The organism is Paraburkholderia atlantica, assembly GCF_009362785.1.
Classification (GTDB): domain Bacteria; phylum Pseudomonadota; class Gammaproteobacteria; order Burkholderiales; family Burkholderiaceae; genus Paraburkholderia; species Paraburkholderia atlantica.
In genome coordinates, this window is record NZ_WHNQ01000036.1 from 27,837 (window position 1) to 45,594 (window position 17,758).

At 63.0% G+C, this 17,758-nt stretch carries 18 protein-coding genes; 8 read left to right on the forward strand and 10 right to left on the reverse strand.

The window, feature by feature from the left end:
• Positions 1-22 precede the first annotated feature (22 nt).
• The 3 genes from GCT19_RS33300 to GCT19_RS33310 are packed head-to-tail and all read left to right on the forward strand — an operon-like array spanning position 23 to position 5,235.
• Entirely contained in the window at positions 23-775 is a 753-nt protein-coding gene (locus GCT19_RS33300) for a peptidylprolyl isomerase (protein ID WP_013092512.1), read from the forward strand.
• 39 nt (positions 776-814) lie between these two features.
• On the forward strand, positions 815-3,883 hold the full coding sequence (locus GCT19_RS33305; RefSeq protein WP_018435187.1) for a peptidase domain-containing ABC transporter: 3,069 nt from the start codon (positions 815-817) through the stop codon (positions 3,881-3,883).
• Complete coding sequence (locus tag GCT19_RS33310; protein WP_018435186.1) at positions 3,880-5,235, forward strand: sigma-54 interaction domain-containing protein; 1,356 nt, start codon at positions 3,880-3,882, stop codon at positions 5,233-5,235. Before GCT19_RS33305 ends, GCT19_RS33310 begins: the two co-directional genes overlap by 4 nt.
• Before the next feature lie 44 nt (positions 5,236-5,279).
• Here GCT19_RS33310 and GCT19_RS33315 read toward each other — a convergent pair whose 3' ends face one another.
• Positions 5,280-6,050: a PP2C family protein-serine/threonine phosphatase gene (locus tag GCT19_RS33315; protein WP_018435185.1), complete on the reverse strand. Its 771-nt coding sequence runs from the start codon at positions 6,048-6,050 to the stop codon at positions 5,280-5,282.
• 5 nt (positions 6,051-6,055) lie between these two features.
• On the reverse strand, positions 6,056-6,343 hold the full coding sequence (locus GCT19_RS33320) for a hypothetical protein (protein ID WP_018435184.1): 288 nt from the start codon (positions 6,341-6,343) through the stop codon (positions 6,056-6,058).
• 451 nt (positions 6,344-6,794) lie between these two features.
• Here GCT19_RS33320 and GCT19_RS33325 point away from each other — a divergent pair, with 451 nt between their 5' ends.
• Together GCT19_RS33325 and GCT19_RS33330 are read left to right on the forward strand one after the other, a co-directional pair.
• Positions 6,795-7,316, forward strand: coding sequence for a lecithin retinol acyltransferase family protein (locus GCT19_RS33325; protein ID WP_152854306.1), 522 nt, complete (start codon positions 6,795-6,797; stop codon positions 7,314-7,316).
• A 40-nt stretch (positions 7,317-7,356) separates the two neighbouring features.
• Positions 7,357-7,608: a hypothetical protein gene (locus GCT19_RS33330; RefSeq protein WP_018435181.1), complete on the forward strand. Its 252-nt coding sequence runs from the start codon at positions 7,357-7,359 to the stop codon at positions 7,606-7,608.
• A 4-nt stretch (positions 7,609-7,612) separates the two neighbouring features.
• Here GCT19_RS33330 and GCT19_RS33335 read toward each other — a convergent pair whose 3' ends face one another.
• Positions 7,613-8,491, reverse strand: a complete 879-nt coding sequence (locus tag GCT19_RS33335) for a LysR family transcriptional regulator (RefSeq protein WP_152854307.1) — start codon at positions 8,489-8,491, stop codon at positions 7,613-7,615.
• 340 nt (positions 8,492-8,831) lie between these two features.
• Between GCT19_RS33335 and GCT19_RS33340 the strand changes: the two genes are divergently transcribed.
• A complete protein-coding gene (locus GCT19_RS33340; RefSeq protein ID WP_018435179.1) occupies positions 8,832-9,323 on the forward strand; it encodes a DUF4126 family protein in 492 nt (163 codons plus the stop codon).
• Between the two features lie 75 nt (positions 9,324-9,398).
• Here the strand turns inward: GCT19_RS33340 and tehA are convergent, their stop codons facing one another.
• The 3 genes from tehA to GCT19_RS33355 all read right to left on the reverse strand — a co-directional run bounded on the left by tehA (position 9,399) and on the right by GCT19_RS33355 (position 12,479).
• Positions 9,399-10,424, reverse strand: a complete 1,026-nt coding sequence (gene tehA / locus GCT19_RS33345; protein ID WP_152854308.1) for a dicarboxylate transporter/tellurite-resistance protein TehA — start codon at positions 10,422-10,424, stop codon at positions 9,399-9,401.
• Positions 10,425-10,602: 178 nt separating this feature from the next.
• Entirely contained in the window at positions 10,603-10,953 is a 351-nt protein-coding gene (locus tag GCT19_RS33350; protein WP_018435177.1) for a response regulator, read from the reverse strand.
• Between the two features lie 5 nt (positions 10,954-10,958).
• On the reverse strand, positions 10,959-12,479 hold the full coding sequence (locus tag GCT19_RS33355) for an ATPase domain-containing protein (protein WP_152854309.1): 1,521 nt from the start codon (positions 12,477-12,479) through the stop codon (positions 10,959-10,961).
• Positions 12,480-12,694: 215 nt separating this feature from the next.
• Here GCT19_RS33355 and GCT19_RS33360 point away from each other — a divergent pair, with 215 nt between their 5' ends.
• Together GCT19_RS33360 and GCT19_RS33365 are read left to right on the forward strand one after the other, a co-directional pair.
• Positions 12,695-13,741: a phytoene/squalene synthase family protein gene (locus tag GCT19_RS33360; RefSeq protein ID WP_152854310.1), complete on the forward strand. Its 1,047-nt coding sequence runs from the start codon at positions 12,695-12,697 to the stop codon at positions 13,739-13,741.
• A gap of 103 nt (positions 13,742-13,844) precedes the next feature.
• A complete protein-coding gene (locus GCT19_RS33365) occupies positions 13,845-14,093 on the forward strand; it encodes a hypothetical protein (protein ID WP_018435174.1) in 249 nt (82 codons plus the stop codon).
• Between the two features lie 280 nt (positions 14,094-14,373).
• Here GCT19_RS33365 and GCT19_RS33370 read toward each other — a convergent pair whose 3' ends face one another.
• From GCT19_RS33370 to GCT19_RS33385, 4 genes are all read right to left on the reverse strand, one after another.
• On the reverse strand, positions 14,374-14,688 hold the full coding sequence (locus tag GCT19_RS33370) for a DUF4148 domain-containing protein (RefSeq protein WP_013092498.1): 315 nt from the start codon (positions 14,686-14,688) through the stop codon (positions 14,374-14,376).
• 187 nt (positions 14,689-14,875) lie between these two features.
• The gene (locus tag GCT19_RS33375) at positions 14,876-16,426 is read right to left on the reverse strand and encodes an alkaline phosphatase family protein (RefSeq protein ID WP_152854311.1); all 1,551 of its coding nucleotides are present in this window, start codon (positions 16,424-16,426) and stop codon (positions 14,876-14,878) included.
• A 150-nt stretch (positions 16,427-16,576) separates the two neighbouring features.
• On the reverse strand, positions 16,577-17,269 hold the full coding sequence (locus tag GCT19_RS33380) for a hypothetical protein (RefSeq protein ID WP_018435172.1): 693 nt from the start codon (positions 17,267-17,269) through the stop codon (positions 16,577-16,579).
• Positions 17,269-17,751 carry a glycoside hydrolase family 108 protein gene (locus GCT19_RS33385; protein ID WP_013092495.1) on the reverse strand — a complete coding sequence of 161 codons (483 nt, stop codon included), beginning with the start codon at positions 17,749-17,751 and terminating at the stop codon, positions 17,269-17,271. Before GCT19_RS33385 ends, GCT19_RS33380 begins: the two co-directional genes overlap by 1 nt.
• Positions 17,752-17,758: the final 7 nt, after the last annotated feature.

Sequence of the window (17,758 nt, forward strand, 5' to 3'; positions counted from 1 at the left end):
ATCCAAGCAAGGAGCAGAACAAATGACCGCGATAGTGCGTATCGATGACGAAGTCGTGGACGTCGACGAGTTCATTCGTCTTCTGAAACTGACCGGCCAGTTCGAGAGCCTGATCGAGCAGATCGTGCGCGACAAGCTTACCGTCCATGCGGCGAAAAAGCAGGGCGTCACCGTCAGCGCCGACGAGATCCAGCAGCGTGCCGACCAGTTTCGCCGCGTGCGCGGGCTGCATCGCGCGGCGGACATGAATCATTATCTCGACGCGCTGCACGTGAGCCTCGACGAATTCGAGGTGTTCATTACCGACGGGCTCTATCAGGAGAAGATGCTCGATGACATCGGTAACGATGCGGCGATCCGTGATTACTTCGCGTTGAATTCGCCAAAGTTCGACGCGATCGAAGTCAGCCATATCGTGCTCGATAGCGAAGGCAAGGCGAAGGAAATGATCTCGTACCTGCACGATGACCCCGACGCGTTCGCCGACATGGCGCGCGAGCATTCGATTGCCGACACGCGCGAGTCCGGCGGCGTGATCGGCAAGGTACTGCGCGGTTCGCTGAAGCCCGATATCGAGGCGAAGATCTTCAATGCGGCGGTCGGCGATCTGCTTGGGCCGTTTCCGTCGGCCGACCGTTCGTGTTTCGAGATCTTCGCGGTGACGGCCAAATATCCGGCCACGCTCGATGCCGACGTGGCCACCGAAATCCGCCGTTTGCTGCGCGAGAGCTGGCTGATTGCCCGCGCCCAGGAACACGTGATCGAAGCGCGCTAGTACTCGACTAGCGCCCGATAAAGCGAGGCTCACCGATACATGGACGCTCCCCAGACCGCGCCATCCGCGCCCTCCACCGCCGAATTTCTGGCTTCCGTGGAGATCCTGTCGCCATTCTCGCGCGACGAATTGGAACGGCTTGCCGAATACGCGCAGGCAAAGTTCTATTCGTTCGGCGAAACGGTGTGCTCGGCTGGTGAAGTGGCCGATGGTCTCTATGTGATCCGCTCGGGCACGGTGCGTATCTTTACCGAGGAGCACGGCAAGGAAACCAGCATGGGCGTGCGCAAGTCGGGCGAGTTCTTTGCCGACATTGCGATGTTGCGCTCGTACGTTCACGAAGCGTCGGTACGGTCGTCGGGCAAGACCGAAGTGCTGTTCATTCCGCGCAGCGCGATCGAACCGGTGATGGCGGGCAACGCCGCCGCGCTGGCGTTCGTCGCCAGCTATGTCGCGATCAATTCGGCCGGGGGCTTCGTCGCGCAACTGTTCGATCTGCGCGGCAAACTGAACAAGGCGGAACTCGAAGAGTACGTGCGCAGCGTCGGCGCAAAACGGGTGGCTGCCGGCAAGGAGATTCTGAAACAGGACGGCCGCGAGGACCGGCGGCTTTATGTGGTGCGGCAAGGCCAGGTGCGCATCGTGCGGCACGAGGAGGGTCACGACTACACGCTCGCGACGCTCGGTGAAGGCGAGATCTTCGGCGAGAAGGCGTGCCTGATGCGCCAGGAACAGATGGCATCGGTGGTTGCGACCACCGACACGCGGCTGCTGGTGATCCCCGAGCGCACCGTTCATTTCATTCTCGAACGCAATCCGAAACTGCGCGAAGTCCTCGACGAGCGCATCCGCTACGGCGACCGCGAATTGCAGCGCCAAAAGCGGCTCGAACAGCGGCGCAAGCTGCCGTTGATGCTCGACCTGCAGAGCAAGCCGGAACTCGGCGAGAAGATCATCCGGCGTTTCGCGCTCGTCGAGCAGGCCGAGGAAATGGATTGCGGCGCCGCGTGTCTCGCGATGATCTGCCGCCATTACGGCATTCCGATGACGCTCGGCAAATTGCGCGAACTCGCGAACGTGACGACGCAGGGCGCGACGCTCGACAGCCTCGCGCGCGCGGGCGAGTCGCTCGGCTTCACGACGCGCGGCGTGCAATGCACGTTCGATTCGCTGCGCGGCTTCGATCTGCCGTTCATCGTGCATTGGGAGGGCTACCACTATGTGATCGTGTATGGGCTGTCGAAAGAGTATGTGTGGGTGGCGGACCCGGCACTCGGTTTCAGAAAGCTGAGCGTCGAAGATTTCGAGCGCGGCTGGAGCGGCACTTGCCTATTGTTTACCGGCGGATCGCAACTGCTGCAGATGTCGGCCGAGCGCTCGCCGTGGATTCGTTTTGTCGGATACCTGAAGCCGTACCGAAAGATACTCGGCTATCTGTTTCTGGCGACCTTCGTGATCCAGGTGCTCGGCGTGATTCCACCGCTGATCATTCAGAACATTCTCGATGGCGTGATCGTGCATCAGAACGTCAGTCTGCTGCATTTGCTGATCGGCGGGCTCATCATCTCCAACCTCTTTACGCAGTTGATGTCGACGATACGCGCGTATCTGGCGAACTTCATGGTGCGCAATATGGACTTCGCGATGATGTCGCAGTTCTTCAAGCACACGTTGTCGCTGCCGTTCTCGTTCTTCGCGAAGCGCAAGACCGGCGATATCTTCGCGCGCTTTCAGGAGAACCAGACGATCCGAGCGTTCCTGACCGAATCCACCGTGACGACCGCGCTGAACCTGCTGATGATCTTCATCTACTTCACGATCATGTTCGTGTACAACGTGAAGATGACGCTGGTGTTGATCGCGTTCGTGATTCCGATCATGGGACTCACGGTGATCGCGACGCCGAAGATCAAGGGCTATGCGCGCGAGGTGTTCACGGCGTCGACCGACGCGAAGTCGTTCCTGATGGAGGCGCTCGCTGGCGTCGAGACTGTCAAGGGCATGGGCATCGAACGGCCGGTGCGCTTGCGCTGGGAAAAGAAATATGCGAAGGCGCTCGAATTGCAGTATCGCGCGCACGCATTCAATATTCTGGTCAGCTTTGGCAGTCAATTGCTGAACGCGGCCACGACGATCGCGATCCTTTGGGTCGGCGCGAATCTGGTACTCGCGCGCGAATTGACGATCGGTCAGCTGATCGCGTTCAATGCATTCATGGGTAGCGTATTGAGTCCGCTGATGGGTCTCGTCGGCTTGTGGAGCATGCTCAACGATGCGGGTGTCGCGATGGAACGGCTCGGCGATGTGCTCGATATCGAGCCCGAGCAGAGGCCGCAGGATTTACCTTCCCGCGTGATGCTGCCGGAGCTGCAAGGCGAAATCAGTCTGCAAGGCGTGTATTTCCGCTATGGCGAAGAGGATTCCGCTTATGTGCTCGAGAACATCAGCTTCGATATCAAGCCCGGTGAGCTGGTTGCGATCGTCGGGCGCAGCGGCTCGGGCAAAACCACGCTCGCGAAGCTGCTGGTCGGGTTCTATCAACCGAGCGAAGGAAAAATGACGATTGACGGCTATGACTCCGGCGTGATCGACAAGGCTTATTTCCGCGCGCAAATCGGCTACGTGATGCAAAGCAATCTGCTGTTTTCGGGCACGATTGCCGAGAACATCGCGAGCGGCGACGACGCGCCGGACCGCCGGCGCATCGAGGAGGTCGCGAAAACGGCCGACGCGCATGGCTTCATCAGCAAGATGCCGCTCGGCTATGAGCAGGTCGTCGGCGAGCGCGGCATCGGCTTGTCGGGCGGTCAAATCCAGCGTTTGTGCATTGCGCGCGCGTTGTATCACGATCCGCGTCTGCTGGTATTCGACGAGGCGACATCGGCGCTCGACTCGCAATCGGAAAGCAATATTCTCGGCAACATGCACGACATCCTGAAGGGCCGCACGGCGGTGATCATCGCGCATCGGCTCAGCACGATCATGCGCGCGGACAAGATTCTGGTGCTGTATGAAGGCGCGATCGTCGAACAGGGCCGTCACGAGGAGCTGATCCAGCGCGGCGGGATGTACTATCAGCTCGTGCAGAAACAGTTGAGTGCATCATGATGAAGATACTCGACCAGATTGAAGAGGCGAGTCCCGCGATATCGTACGCGGGACTGATCGAGCGGATCGAGATTCTGCGCTCCACGTTGCGCTGGTCGTCGCGGCTCGAACGCGCCGATATCGACAAGCTGCTCAGGCAGGCCACGTCGTTGCGCGATGAAGTGATGCAGCTTTCGCACAAGGAGCGCTTCGTGCAGGCTGCCAGCGCGGGCGAGCCGCAGACGAGCGCGGAGCAATCGCGTGGCGCGCGCCGCAAGGCGCTGCTCGAGCGCAGCTTTATTTTCGAGGGCACGTTCGGCGACAATCCGCGGCTGCTCGAATCGCTCGAAATAGCGGAGAAAGCGGCGCCGACCGATTTGCCGGTGTTAATCGATGGAGAGAGCGGCACCGGCAAGGAGCTGATGGCGAAAGTGATTCACGCGAATGGCGCGCGCGCGGACAAGCCGTTCATTTCGGTGAACTGCGGTGCGATTCCGGACAATCTGCTGGAGTCGGAACTATTCGGGCATCGCAAGGGCGCATTCACCGGCGCGTCGAACGACCGCAAGGGGAAATTCGAAAGCGCGCATACGGGCACGATTTTTCTCGACGAAATCGGTGAGTTACCGCTAGCGGGCCAGGTCAAGTTGCTGCGTGTGCTCGAAGCGCACGAGATTCAACGCGTCGGCTCCGACGAAACGATCGCGGTCGATACGCGCATCGTCGCGGCGACCAATCGCAATCTGCGCAAGCTCAGTGAGGAAGGCCGGTTTCGCGAGGATCTGTTCTACCGGCTCAGCGTGATTCACGTGACGCTGCCGCCGCTGCGCGAACGGCGCGACGAAATTCCGTTGCTGATTGCGTGGTTCGGCGACGAAGCGGCGGGCACGCTGAAACGCCGGCCGGTCAGATTGACGCCGCGTTTGCGCGACTTTCTGTTGAGCTATGCGTATCCGGGCAATATCCGCGAATTGCGCAACGTGATGTACCGCATCTCATGTCTGGCTGCAGACATGGCGGACATCGAGCATTTGCCGCTCGATATGCGACCGGCCGCACCCGGTTCAGCGGCGGCGCAGGCGGAGGGGGGGCAGGCGAGCGGCGAGCAGCCGATCAGTGTAGCGAATCTGATGTCGTTGAGCGACGCGAAGCGGGCGGCCAGCGACGACGCCGAGAAAGCTTTTCTCGAACGCGGACTGCGTGAAGTCAGCGGGACGGTCGCCGAACTGGCGCGGCGCATCGATATGAATCGCTCGCACTTGCAGATGCTGCTGAAAAAGCACGGCCTGCACTCGAAGGATTTCCGCAATCGCAACGCGCCGCCCACGAAAAACGGCACGAACGAGCGCGATGAGGAAGACGAAGAAGGCTGAGTGAAGAACCACGGAAGGCTCGCTGAAACGCGCGCCTGAGATCATCAAGGCGCCGGATTCAGCAAGGTCTTGTCCGCCGCATTCGGGTCTTGCGCTTCGACGACCACCGCCGTGATGTTGTCGCGTCCGCCGCGCGCGAGCGCGAGATCGACGAGTTCGCCACATGCGTTTTCGCGCTCCGCCGAGGTCAGCACGCCGGCGATCTCGTCGTCGCTCAGTTCGTTGCTCAGACCGTCGCTGCACAACAGGAACACGTCGCCGTCGGCGACTTCGATCGCGTCGTCGTCGAGTTCGAGCAGATCTGTTGCCCCAACCGCGCGCGTGATCATGTGTTGCGCCGGATGATTGCGCGCTTCTTCGTCGGTGATGACGCCGAGCGAGCGCAGCTCCTCGACCTGGCTGTGATCGCGCGTCAGTTGCCGCAGCTGTCCGTCGCGGTACAGGTAGATGCGGCTGTCGCCGGCCCACACATAGCCGCAGAAGCGATCGCAGGCGAGCAGCACGACCACTGTGCTGCCGATGCGCTGCACCTGGCGGCGCGCGGCCTCGTCGCGCAATTGACGGTTCGCAAATTGCAGACGCGCGCGTACATCGGCGATCAGCATTCTGAGGCCTTGCGGCGCCGCCAGTTGAGTCAACGCGTCGATCACGGTGCGGCTGGCAACGTCGCCGACCGCGTGACCGCCCATCCCATCGGCGACAGCCCAGCGCCCCGCCTCGGGCTCGTTGAGGCAGGCATCTTCGTTGATTTCGCGGACCCGTCCCGTGTCGGAACGCGCGGACGACGTCCAGCGAAATTGGCTCTCGCAGGTCACAACGGCTACACCATCTCGTTTCGGTTGCGTGCGTCCGGAGACACGGTGAGGGTCGCGTTCGCGCCGGTGTTGCGTACGTCGACCGACTGGAACTGGTTGATCATCTGGTTAGCATAGAAGTTGTTGGAGACCTCGTACAGATTGACCACCGGCCCAATGCTAGGCGTTTGCGGCATGTACGGCTGAATCCAGCCATAGATCCAAGGCGCGCCACCGCCGCCGCGAATCGCCGCCATCGCTTTGCGATCGAGCGCCAGGTTCAGCGAGAGGTCGTTCAATTTGATGCAGGACATGTCGTTCTCCGGTTGGCCGCGTGTGCAATGTGCGCGGCTGAATGGACGCTGCACCAGATGGTGCAAAGGCCATGCCAATCGGGGGCGGATTCGCCGAGAAGCCCGCAGCGCTTTGACTGGCGTGCGTTTCGCGGGCTTTACCACGAACCCGGCCGACGCAATCGGTCGGCTCGCGGCCAACAAGCTCGCCTTCGAACAGGCGTAGGACCCAACACATTCAGGTGGGTTCGCTTACGTTCTCCATTCATGTGAATCGGCGCGCGGCACGGCTCGCAAATGAGCGTCGCACGCCAACAGATCAGCGCGATTTCTGTTGGTCCCGTACTGACATCTGCCTCTTCAGAAAACCGCTCGATCAGCCGTCAGGCCCGTAAACACGGGCTTTCCGGCGCCTGGCCCGGATGATGCAAAAGCTGTCGCAACAGTGTTGGAAATGCGAACGAGGCCAGCCATGAACACCCAAACGCTCGATACCCGCGACGACGAACCGCAATCCGCAGCCGCTTGCGACACCACATCATCGACGATCGATCTGCCGATCGGCGCGCATCTGGTTACGCAACGCAATGGCTACGAACATCACGGCATCTATGTCGGCAACGGCCGCGTCGTGCACTACTCGGGCTTTGCGGGTTCCGCGCATCCCGGCCCGGTCGAGGAAGTCGAACTGGCGCGCTTCGCCGCCGGCCATGCGATGTCGGTTCGGGCGACGCCGAGCGCGATCTACGTCGGCGCCGAAGCAGTGCGCCGCGCGCGCTCCCGCCTCGGCGAAAACCGCTATCGCCTGCTGACCAACAACTGCGAACACTTCTGCGCGTGGTGCCTGCTCGGCGAAAGCCGCAGCGAACAGGTGGATTGCTGCCTGCGCCATCCGAGCACTGGCGTGCGCGCACTGCTGTGCCTCGTGAAGGCGTTTGTCGAGAGTGGAGCGAGGAACGATCACCGCGTGGCGCAATTCGCGCAAGTTGCGTGAATGCAGTGCGCCGGGAACGGGACGATTCGAGGAGAACATCATGGTTGCCGCAGAAAAGAGCTTGCACTGGGCCGTCGACAAATGGCTCGCGCCCACGCCGTCGATGCCCGCGCGTGTCGTGCGGTTCTGCCATCGCGCGTCGCAACAGCAACGCTATGTGTGTGTGCAGGCGTTGAAGCCGGAAGGATTGCTGTCGATTTTCTTCTTCCGCCACGGCGACGGTTCGTGGAACGTGTTCCCGCCGCAGGCCGAACGGCCCGCGATGAACGGGTACGGCCGTACGGCCGCGTAGCAACTCAGGCGTGACCTGCGGTGGCCGCTTCCTTGGCGAGCCACTGGCTGAACAGCAACATCGCCGGCGTCATCGGCTTGCCCTTCAGGCAGGTCAGCCAGTAGCTGCCCGCCTTCACCTCGACGTCGAACGGGCGCACCAGCCGCCCGGTATTGATCTCACGTTCGAACATCAACGCAGGCGCGAGCGCGATGCCCGCGCCCTGTATCGCCGCCTCCACCATCAACCGCGACGAATCGAATACCGGCCCGCGCACCGGCCGCGGCGCGATGCCCGCGGCCGCGAACCAGTTCATCCAGTCGTCCATGCGGTATGAGCGCAGCAGCGTTTCGTTGGCGAGATCGTCGGGCCGCGTGAGGCGTGCGGCGATCTCGGGCGTGCAGAGCAGCGCGAGCGGCGCGTCGAGCAGCCTGGTGGCGAGCAAGCCGGGCCACGTGCCGTCTCCGAAACGGATCGCGAAATCGAGGCCTTCGGTCGCGAGGTCGACGAGGTTGTTGTTGGTCAGGAGCCGCAGTTCGACGAACGGATGCGCTTCGCGAAACGACTTCAGGCGCGGCATCAGCCAGCCGACCGCGAACGTGCCGACCACACCGACTGTCAGCACCTCGTGGAAATGCCCGCCGTCGAACTGCTTGAGCACCGCCTCGATACGATCGAACGCGTCGGACAGCACCGGCCGCAGCGCGAGCCCTTCGTCGGTCATCGCGAGGCCGCGCGGCAAACGCTTGAATAGCGCGGTGCCGAGCCGCTCCTCCAGCGAGCGGACCTGCTGGCTGACCGCGGCCTGGGTCACGTTCAGCTCTTGCGCGGCGCGCGTGAAGCTCAGATGCCGCGCGGACGATTCGAACGCGCGCAGCGCGTTCAGCGGGAGATACGGTCTCATGGCGCAGATACAAGATTTTCTTGTGGGTGGGCTAACTTATCACCATCGGCCCACTTCGCCGACTCCCTGTCTGTTATTCGCCAGTCGAATTGTGCGACACTAGGGCCACATCGACGGGGGCAATCGCACGCCTGCCGCCGCGCCTGACGCGCGGCGGCGAGTCGGCAATCAAGGGCCGGCAATTGTGAGCAACGGTGAACGGCCGCTGCGGATTGCCTCGATGTAGGTAGTGAGAAGTTGACTGTCCAGATGGAATGCTCGACATGTTCTGCCGACGTTCGTCCAGGTAAGCCGTCGGCTCGTGCAACCTTGCATCATTGCCCTCGATCGGGAGTCCGCTATGTCCGTGTATGTTCTGGCCTTGCTCATCGGCGTCGTCGCCGGCCTTCGCGCGATGATCGCACCCACCGCCGTCAGCTGGGCAGCGCGTCTGGGATGGCTGCCGCTGCAAGGCACGTCGCTCGCGTTCCTCGGTGCCGCGGCCACGCCGTATATCTTCACCGTGCTGGCGGTCATCGAACTGATCACGGATCAATTGCCCGAAACGCCGAGCCGCAAGGTGCCGCTGCAGTTCGGCGCGCGCGTCGTGCTCGGTGCGCTGAGCGGCGCGGCGATCAGCGGCGCGCATGGGGGCCTTGCGGGCGGCATGATCGTCGGGGTGCTGGGCGCGGTCGTCGGCGCGGTTGGCGCGGTGATCGGCACGCTCGGCGGCGCGAAGGTGCGCAGTTCGCTCGCGAACATGTTCGGACGCGATGCGCCCGCGGCGCTGATCGAGGACGTGGTGGCGATCGTCGCGGCCGCGTTGATCGTCGTGTCGATGCACGGCTTCTGACACGGACGCAAACACAAACGCGAACGCGGCGGGACGCTTTGCGCGTCGCCGCCGCGTTCGGTCGCTAGCTGCCGCTCATTGAACCCGTGCGATTCGCGCGGCGGTCGTGATTTGCTGGACCGGCGCAGCAGCCGCCGTCGAACTCGCCGCCACGGGCGGGACCAGCTTGCCTTGCACGAGCAGCTGAAGCGTCTTCACCACCAGAATCGCGATGATCGCGTTCGCCACCACGAACAGAACCGGTGCCGCGTATTCGATCGGACCCGTCGCGCCGCGTTCGACCAGACGCAGCGCCATCGTCGGCAATGCCGCTACGCCGAAGCTGAACGCCCAGTAGCCGGGCACGAACGCCTGTTGGCGAATCCACGGCAGCAAACGCAGCAGCATCAGCGCCTGAAACAGACCGTAGCCGAGCAGCGCAAAGGCGAACAGATCGGGCGTGCCGCTGGTGAGGCTCAGATACGCGACACCACCGACGACCGGCGGCGCGAGCTGCACGCCGAGGGTCGGGCGCAGCGCTTCGGGCAGCGGTCCATGCACGGCGGCGCGATGCAGGATCATCGATTCGAGCGCGAGCCAGGCCAGCATGCCGCCGCCGAAAAACAGCTGGCCCAGTTGATGGAAGCCGAATGCGGCCGAGCTCGTCGCCGCGACGAAACCCGCTCCGACCGTCGGCAGATAGATCGCCGGCGTGGTCAGTTCGGGCTTGCGGCCGCCTTGCCATAGCCGGCCATGCAGATAGACGCCGAGCCCAAGTTGCGCGACCGCCGCGATGCCGTATAGCGTCAGCGCGAGGGTGCGCGCGTACGGCTGCAACAGTTGCGCGGCCAGCAGCGTCGAGATCGGCGCGAGCGCGACGAACGACGACTGCACCGGGTGGTCCAGTTCGGCGCGTGCGTCGGCGGTCTGCGCGAACCACTTGTGCGCGTAGGCGAACAGAATCACGACCCAGACGGCGAGCGCCGCGACCGTCACCACGCTGCCCGCGACGGCCGGCAAATGCCACAGGCGGATTGCCACGCGCCACAGGTTGGCAAGCGCCAACGAGCCCACCGCGATACTGAAGAACCCGGCGGGAACTGCACCACGATTGCTGCTCATGACGACCTCCGAAAGTTGCGTCGCGCTGCGGGTTGCTGGCTTTGCGCGATCGATGACGTACTGTAAAAGGCCGCGGAGAATCGTAGAACGCTGCAAACGCTCGACAAATGGCGCGAGCGTCTCAAGCTGCGTTGTTAGGGGGAAAAGACGGAGAGAGCGCGGCGAGAGAGGGCAGCCGTCAACCGCCCATGCGCACCAGCATCGCCAGCAGCTGGTCGAATGACAGCGGCTTGCGCGCGTACGCGATATGCGGATTGGGCTGCATCGGAATGTCCGATGCGGCACTGCACAGGATGATCGGAATGTCGCGCAGTTCGGGGTCCTCGTACAGCGCCGCGCACAACTGGATGCCCGACATGACCGGCATCATGCAATCGGACACGATGATGCCCGGCCGGCTCGAGCGGACCAGCTCGAGCGCGACGGCGCCGTTCGACGCGGTCCGCACCGCATAGCCGTGTCGCTCCAGCAGCAGCCGCCACACCGTGAGGATGTCGAACTCGTCGTCCACCACCAGAATGGTTTTCATGGCGGCTAGGTTTTTCGCCGCGATTGCAGCGTGGCCGACAGGCCCGGCGTCGATTGGATGCCGGCGGCGCCGGGCGAGCCCTCGATCACGTCGAGTCCTTGCGACGAAATCGACAGTTCGCGCAGCGACGTGTCGTGCGCGCTTTCGCGTTGCTTGACCACCGAAATCATGCGTCGCAGTCCTCCTTCGGTCTCGGCGTAGCGCAGCAGCACGAGGTTCTCGGTCAGCGCCGACACGCGCACGGCCTTCGCGTGGCCCGGCTCGCTGTACAGCGGCAGTTCCTCAGTGATGAGCGTCGTGATGGCCGCTTCGCGCAACTGATGCAGCAGTGCATTGAGGAACAGGCCGAAGCGCTCGGTGCGCAGCGCCGAATCGCGAAAGCCTTCGACGCCGTCGATCACGATGCGCGTCGCGCCGGTCTGCTTGACGGTGGCGAGCGCTTTCGCCGCGATTTCGTCGATGGCGAGTTCGATCGCCGGCTGCCAAAGCACGATCAGACGGCCGTCCTGCCACGCATCGGCAAGCGGGATCGACACCGCTTCGGCTTTGCCGATCAGGCGCTGCGGACCCTCGTAGAAGCCGACATAGACGCAGCGTTCGTCGCGTGCCAGACCGGCCGCGAGGAACTGCAGGCACAGCAGCGTCTTGCCGACGCCCGACGGGCCGATCAGCGTGGTCGTCGAGCCTTGCGTGAAGCCGCCGCCGAGCAGGTTGTCCAGATGCGGCAGGCCGAAGCCGAGCCGTGCTTTCAGATCGACGGGGCCCGGTTGCTGCGCGCAATGCGCTTCGAGGCGCGGGAACATCAACAGCCCGCTGCCGGCGATGCGGAAGAAGTGCTTGCCCATCCGATGATCGCGCGCGCGCATCTTGTGCACTTCGATCTCGCGCGCGCGGCGCATGCCGTCGTGATAGCGGTTCAGCTCGATCAGACCATCCACTAGCGTGTGCTCGGGATGCGGCTCGTTGCCCGACAGCGGCGCGAGGAGCAGCGTCGTGCAGTCCATCGCGGCGACCAGCGCGTTCAGCTCGTGGATGAACTTCGACAGCGACAGCTCGGTTTCGCTGAATTCGCGCGCGCTGCGAAAGCCGTCGATGATCATCAGGCTCGGCCGGTAGTCGTAGATGCTCGACGCGATCAGCTTCAGGAAACCGTCGAGGCCGTCCTGCATCAGCTCGTGATAGCCGGACACGAACAGCATCTGCTGCGCGACCGCGGTCTCGTCGAAGAAGCTCAGGCCTTTCAGGTGACCGAGCAGCTTGTCGTGCGATTCGGCGATCAGCGTCATGTACAGCACTTTTTCGCCTTGCCGTACCCGGTGAAAACCGATCTGGCACGACAGGATCGTCTTGCCGGCGCCGGCCATGCCCTCCAGTAGATAGACACCGCCGCTCACCAGACCGCCACCGAGGATCTCGTCGAAACCGGGCACGCCTGTTTCGACATTGCGTCGCGCGGCGTCAGGCCGGGCCGCGTCAGGCCGGGCCGCGTCGGACGGACGGGAGTTGCTGGATGCGTCGGTAGCCATTTTCGATGTGTCTTTCAAAGTGCAAGCGACGGCCTGGTCATGACCGTCCTGTGCTCAATCTCGACGTGGCAGCAATCGCCGTTCCCGATCGCGAGTGGCGCTGTCTCGCGGCGCGGGAGCCCGTCGCACGCGACATCGGGGACGGCACGTATACAATTCGGCAGCGCCTGATCCTCGCGGGCTTTCACCCGCCTATTTGCCAATCAATCCAACCCATGCCGAATCCCACCCGGGCCTTTCTTCTCGGCCCGCTCCTAAAAGGCGTTTCACGCTCTTTCTATCTGACGCTGCGCGTGCTGCCCATCGGCATGCGCGATCCGATCGGCCTTGCGTATCTGCTCGCGCGCGCCGCGGATACGATTGCCGACACCTCGCTGATCGCGCCGGGCCAACGCCTCGAATTGCTGCTTGCGTTGCGCGATCAGGTCAATGGCGTGGCCGTCGACAGTGCGCCGTTCCAGCGCATCGCCGCCGAAGTCGCGGGTCAGCAGGCGCAATCGGATGAAAAGCTGCTGCTCGAATCGTTGAACCCGGCGCTCGACGTGCTCGCGCAACTGAGCGAGCCCGACCGGCACGCGGTACGCGCGATCGTCACGACGCTGACCGAGGGCATGGAATTCGATTTGCGCACGTTCCCCGACGAACGCTCCGGCCAGATCGCGGCGCTGCGCGAATATGACGAACTCGATCGCTATACGTATCTGGTCGCGGGCTGCGTCGGCGAGTTCTGGACCACGATGACTTACGCGCACATGCCCGGAACGCTGAAGGAACAGCCCGATACGATGAAGCAGCGCGGCGTGCGTTTCGGCAAGGCATTGCAGATGACCAACGTGTTGCGCGATTGCGGAAAAGACTTGCGCATTGGTCGCTGCTACCTGCCGCAGAGCATGCTCGAGCGCCACGCTTTGAGCGCGCGCGATCTGCTGCAACCGGCCAATTCGATGCGCGCGCGGCCGTTGCTCATCGAGCTTCTGCGCAAAACGCTCGATCATGTCCGCGCGGCGCTCGACTACACGCTCGCGATTCCGGCGAGCGCGGTACGCTTGCGGCTCGCCTGCCTATGGCCGATCCTGATCGGCCTCGACACCTTGCTGCTGCTCGCGGATAACGACGCGTGGCTCGATCCGGCGAAAGTATCGAAGGTGACGCGCGGTGACGTGTATCGGATCATCGCGTCGTCGCTGCTGCTGGTGCCGTCGAATGCGCTGGTGCGCAACGCGATCAATAGCCGCATCGCGCGGATCGAGGCTCGGCTGTAGGCGCAAACGATTTATTCTGGATCATTGAAACGTCAACAATCGGGAAAGCCCTAAGCCACTGCATTCGCGCTTCGCGTTAGTCTTTTCGAAAAGGAGACGACCCATGCGGCAAGCGTTCAATATTGCGTTGGTGCTTTTGCTTGGCTATTTGATGGCGGATCGGGCGTTGATGCGTGCGCAGGCGGGCGAGGTCGGCACGATTACGTGTCACCAGGGCGCGGCGCTCGTCAAATCGAACGCGTTGAAAAAGGGCTTTGGTGACGCTGGCGCGAGCGCGCAGAGCGAGAGCTTCCTGTCGGGTTGCCTCGTGACCGGGCGTGGCCAGGTCGGGGATCTGATCGCGCGCGAGTGAGCGCCGGCAGCGGAGGATTCGTCGCGGCGCACGCACAGCGCCGCGAAAAAGCGCCCAGACCGTGAAGGCCCGGGCGAAGTCATCGGGAGCCCGATGACGGAGGTAACACATATGAACTGGCCCGCGCTCGGAGATACCCGAGCAGCGGGCCAGTTCATTTGAATCAGGGTGCGCGTCGCAAGGACGCGCCATTCGGAAGTGCTCGCGGTTCGTTTCGCCTTAGGGCTTCGCAGCCACACTGCTGAGCTCGACGAACCGCCTGCTGCCTACCGCTTACCGCTTACTGACCGAAGTAGACCGACTTCGGGCCACTCGTCGGAGCCGCACGGCTCGTTTGGGTCGTACCGCTCACCACACCACCGAAGCCGGTAGCGGCTTGGCCGACGCCGTTTTGCGCGTCGACGCGGGCTTGCGCAGCCTGGATGTCAGCCGGGTAGTGCGGGTCGGCGAGACCAGGTTGATAGCCAGCCTTTTCCAGTTGGACCAGCTCGGCGCGCACTTGAGCGCGGGTCACGGGCTGGTTGGTTTGCGCGAAAGCAGCGACGGGAGCGGCGACAGCGACGGCGATGACAACGGCTTGAATCAGCGATTTCATGATACGTACCTCCAGTTCAGGTTTTATCTTGCTGCGAACTTGCTTGTTCGTAGTCATTGATTGCATTGTAATTTGGTGAACTAGGCAGAGTAAGCTGAGATTCAGGTAATGTTTGTTGCCAAAATTGATACAAAGTCGCGAAACCTTCAGGGTTAACACGTAGCGCTGCCGCCGCGGTGCGGGAGTGCTACTTCTCCGATACCGGACTGACCGGCGACGGCGCTGCCGTCGCCGGCGCGTCGTTTCGCGCGATGCCCCGCGTCGCGTCACGCACCGATTGCCGCAAGCGCGTGAACGCCTGGCTCGTGCGCGCATCTCGCTGGTCGCGTGCGTCGTAGAAGTCCTTGCTGAGCCACTGGCCGAGACTCATCATCAGCGAGCCCAACGCGCTCTTGAAGCGCACCCACGCATTGCCGGTGCGCGCCAGTTGCGCGGCCCCCTCGACCGCCTCGACGGCGAGCCGGTCCAGTTCCGCGTGCAGAAAGTCGGCGAAATGATGCAGGCCATGCTGATTGCCATTCGACGATTTGCGCTCCAGTTCGACGTGCTCGGCAATCAGCGATTGGTTGGGCACGCGAATAAACGGCGGCGTATCGGAGCGCGCGACGCCGTCACGGCGAATCGCCACACCGAGGTTCGCGGACGCCGCGGTGCGCTTGCCGAGTGGTGGCATTTGCCACTTGTCGCACAGGTACTTCAACAGGCTGCAATGATCGAATCGTTCGTTGCATGCGCCGGCTTCGCACCACGGCGACACGAGGATCGCGGGAACGCGTACGCCGAGACGTTTGAAATCGAAGCTCGTGGTGTGGCCGTCGGGTGCGACTGCGTCGGCCGGCGGCGAAACGTGGTCGTAGAAGCCGCCGTGCTCATCGTAGAGGACCACCAATAACGTGCGCTCCCACAGCGCCGGATTCGAGCGCAGCGCATTGTAGGTATCCGCGATCAGCTTTTCCGCCTTCATGATGTTGTGCGGCGGATGATCGTCGTTCTGCGCTTCGCCGAAGTACTTCGGCTCGATCAGCACGAATTGCGGGAATTGACCGGCGGGGCCCGCTGCGTCTTCGAAGAACTTATCGAAAGAGCGGTAATTCGCGAGGTTTTCCGCGCGTCGCTGGTTCTTCAGCAGCAGTGACGCGGGGAAGTCGTAGAAATAGACACTCCATGTTTTGCGCGCGGCGTTCAACCGATCGAAAATCGTGTCCTGATCCTGCTCGGTGTACCAGCGTGGATTGAGTCCGTCGAGTCCCGAAGGCATGTCGATCTCGCCTTTCGATGTACCCGTCAGCGCAAAAAAACGGTTCGGCCACGTCGGCCCCGGCAATGAAGAGAACCACCGGTCGCACACGGTGAATTGCGAACCGAGCGTGTGCAGCGCGGGCAGAAAACCGAGCGGGTAATAGCCCATCACGTCTTGCCGCGCGACGAGGCTGCTCTTCGGGTAGTCGTTCACGAACGATCGCACGAAGCCGCCGTTGTCGGCGGCGATCTGATCCATCACGGCCTTGTGCTCGTGATTCGGATCCTGCTTCATCTGCCGCTCGCGCGTGGCACGTGGATAGAAGGTGTGGCCTTGACCGTCGGCATTCGATTTGCCGGCCGCGTTGCGCACGCCGTCCAGATTGTCGTGCACGGCGTCGAGGCAGCCGAGCATCTGGTCGAACGAGTGATTCTCCATCAGCAGCAGCACGACGTGTTCGATCGGATCGTTCTGCGCATTCGGCTCGACGTCACTCATCTTTATCGCTCCACTTGGGACGGGACGGACTTCGCGTTGCCAACTTAGCGCAAAACGCGGGCTGGCGAAAGAGCGCTACTTTGAAACGGACCTGCACGCGACGCTCGGCGTATCTCGTCGCGTGCACGATTCGCTCAACCTGGCATCGACTCAACTGCCGCCAGAGAAGATCGGACCTTGCCCGCCCGGCGCGAACGACGGAAAGTGGTCGCCGGACGGCGCGGCCGCCGCCGGTGCGTGCGGTCCCGACTGCGACGCCGGTTCGCGCAACGTCAACGCGCTGTCGGCCGTGATCGGTACACTCGGCTTCGCGAGCAGCTCGGTCTTGCGCATCGAGCCGACCGACGTGCCGAAGTAATAGCCGATGATGCTGATCCACGCAGTTCCCAACGCGCCGACGATCACGTTGACGAGATCCTTGTTGGTGCCCGGCAGAGGCTGGAACGCCATCAGCAGCAAGATGCCGAAGAAGCCGGTGGTGACGGCCATCGCGAGCACCTTCGGGACCCAGTCGCGATTGGCGACACCCATCGCGCGCGCATTCGCGGTGTCGCTCGTCGCGATGCGGGCCATGTCGGCGTCGTGCGCGAGCCTCGACTGCGCGGCCGTCACCATCAGCTGCTGCAATTGCAGCGAGTTCGCGGTTTCGGCCTGGCGAAGTTTTTCGAGCGCGCCGGGGTCGTTCAACGCGGGTTCCACGAAAGCCGGGTCGCTCGGCGTGCCGAGCGCGTGCGAGATGATCGCGGCCGCGGCGGTCACACCGAGGCCGACCGGACCACCCACGAGCCCGGCGAGAAGCGGGGCGGTGCTGCTGATGTTCGTCGCTACTTTAGTCCAGTCCATCATGCTGCTCCCAGGAGAAGATTCGCTGCCATGCGTTCGGTCCAGCCGCGGCTGAAACTCGGCCACGAATGCAGGTTGCGAAGGTACCGCAGACGATACGCGGCGAAGCGCATCACGAACTTCATCGGATCGGCGTTCTTGACAGCATCCAGCGTGTCGGGGCCGAACTTGCCGTCTTCCTTGGCGCCGGACGCTTTCTGCATCCAGAGCACGACGAGGCCGCCGTTGTAGTTCGCATCGAAAATCTGGAAGGCCACGCGCGGATCGAGTTCGTCGAGATGCAACGGGTCCCAGTACCTGCGCTTGGCGATCTGATGGGCGGTTTCGAGCGGCAGGTCTTTCATCGCGCCGTTATAGCCCTCGCTGCGCGCGACGCGCGCCGTCACACCCCACATCGTTTCGCCGCCTGGATCGGCGGGATTGAAGCTGTACCCGCCTTCGTTTCCGATCAAGGCTTTGAATGCATCTTCGAAACTGTCCATCGAACTG

What these genes read in the sequence shown, in the direction of transcription:
- GCT19_RS33300 (WP_013092512.1), top strand. Translation starts at nt 23, where the DNA reads ATGACCGCGATAGTGCGTATCGATGACGAAGTCGTGGACGTCGACGAG.
- GCT19_RS33305 (WP_018435187.1), top strand. Translation starts at nt 815, where the DNA reads ATGGACGCTCCCCAGACCGCGCCATCCGCGCCCTCCACCGCCGAATTT.
- GCT19_RS33310 (WP_018435186.1), top strand. Translation starts at nt 3,880, where the DNA reads ATGATGAAGATACTCGACCAGATTGAAGAGGCGAGTCCCGCGATATCG.
- GCT19_RS33320 (WP_018435184.1), bottom strand. Translation starts at nt 6,343, where the DNA reads ATGTCCTGCATCAAATTGAACGACCTCTCGCTGAACCTGGCGCTCGAT.
- GCT19_RS33325 (WP_152854306.1), top strand. Translation starts at nt 6,795, where the DNA reads ATGAACACCCAAACGCTCGATACCCGCGACGACGAACCGCAATCCGCA.
- GCT19_RS33330 (WP_018435181.1), top strand. Translation starts at nt 7,357, where the DNA reads ATGGTTGCCGCAGAAAAGAGCTTGCACTGGGCCGTCGACAAATGGCTC.
- GCT19_RS33335 (WP_152854307.1), bottom strand. Translation starts at nt 8,491, where the DNA reads ATGAGACCGTATCTCCCGCTGAACGCGCTGCGCGCGTTCGAATCGTCC.
- GCT19_RS33340 (WP_018435179.1), top strand. Translation starts at nt 8,832, where the DNA reads ATGTCCGTGTATGTTCTGGCCTTGCTCATCGGCGTCGTCGCCGGCCTT.
- tehA (WP_152854308.1), bottom strand. Translation starts at nt 10,424, where the DNA reads ATGAGCAGCAATCGTGGTGCAGTTCCCGCCGGGTTCTTCAGTATCGCG.
- GCT19_RS33350 (WP_018435177.1), bottom strand. Translation starts at nt 10,953, where the DNA reads ATGAAAACCATTCTGGTGGTGGACGACGAGTTCGACATCCTCACGGTG.
- GCT19_RS33355 (WP_152854309.1), bottom strand. Translation starts at nt 12,479, where the DNA reads ATGGCTACCGACGCATCCAGCAACTCCCGTCCGTCCGACGCGGCCCGG.
- GCT19_RS33360 (WP_152854310.1), top strand. Translation starts at nt 12,695, where the DNA reads ATGCCGAATCCCACCCGGGCCTTTCTTCTCGGCCCGCTCCTAAAAGGC.
- GCT19_RS33365 (WP_018435174.1), top strand. Translation starts at nt 13,845, where the DNA reads ATGCGGCAAGCGTTCAATATTGCGTTGGTGCTTTTGCTTGGCTATTTG.
- GCT19_RS33370 (WP_013092498.1), bottom strand. Translation starts at nt 14,688, where the DNA reads ATGAAATCGCTGATTCAAGCCGTTGTCATCGCCGTCGCTGTCGCCGCT.
- GCT19_RS33375 (WP_152854311.1), bottom strand. Translation starts at nt 16,426, where the DNA reads ATGAGTGACGTCGAGCCGAATGCGCAGAACGATCCGATCGAACACGTC.
- GCT19_RS33380 (WP_018435172.1), bottom strand. Translation starts at nt 17,269, where the DNA reads ATGGACTGGACTAAAGTAGCGACGAACATCAGCAGCACCGCCCCGCTT.
- GCT19_RS33385 (WP_013092495.1), bottom strand. Translation starts at nt 17,751, where the DNA reads ATGGACAGTTTCGAAGATGCATTCAAAGCCTTGATCGGAAACGAAGGC.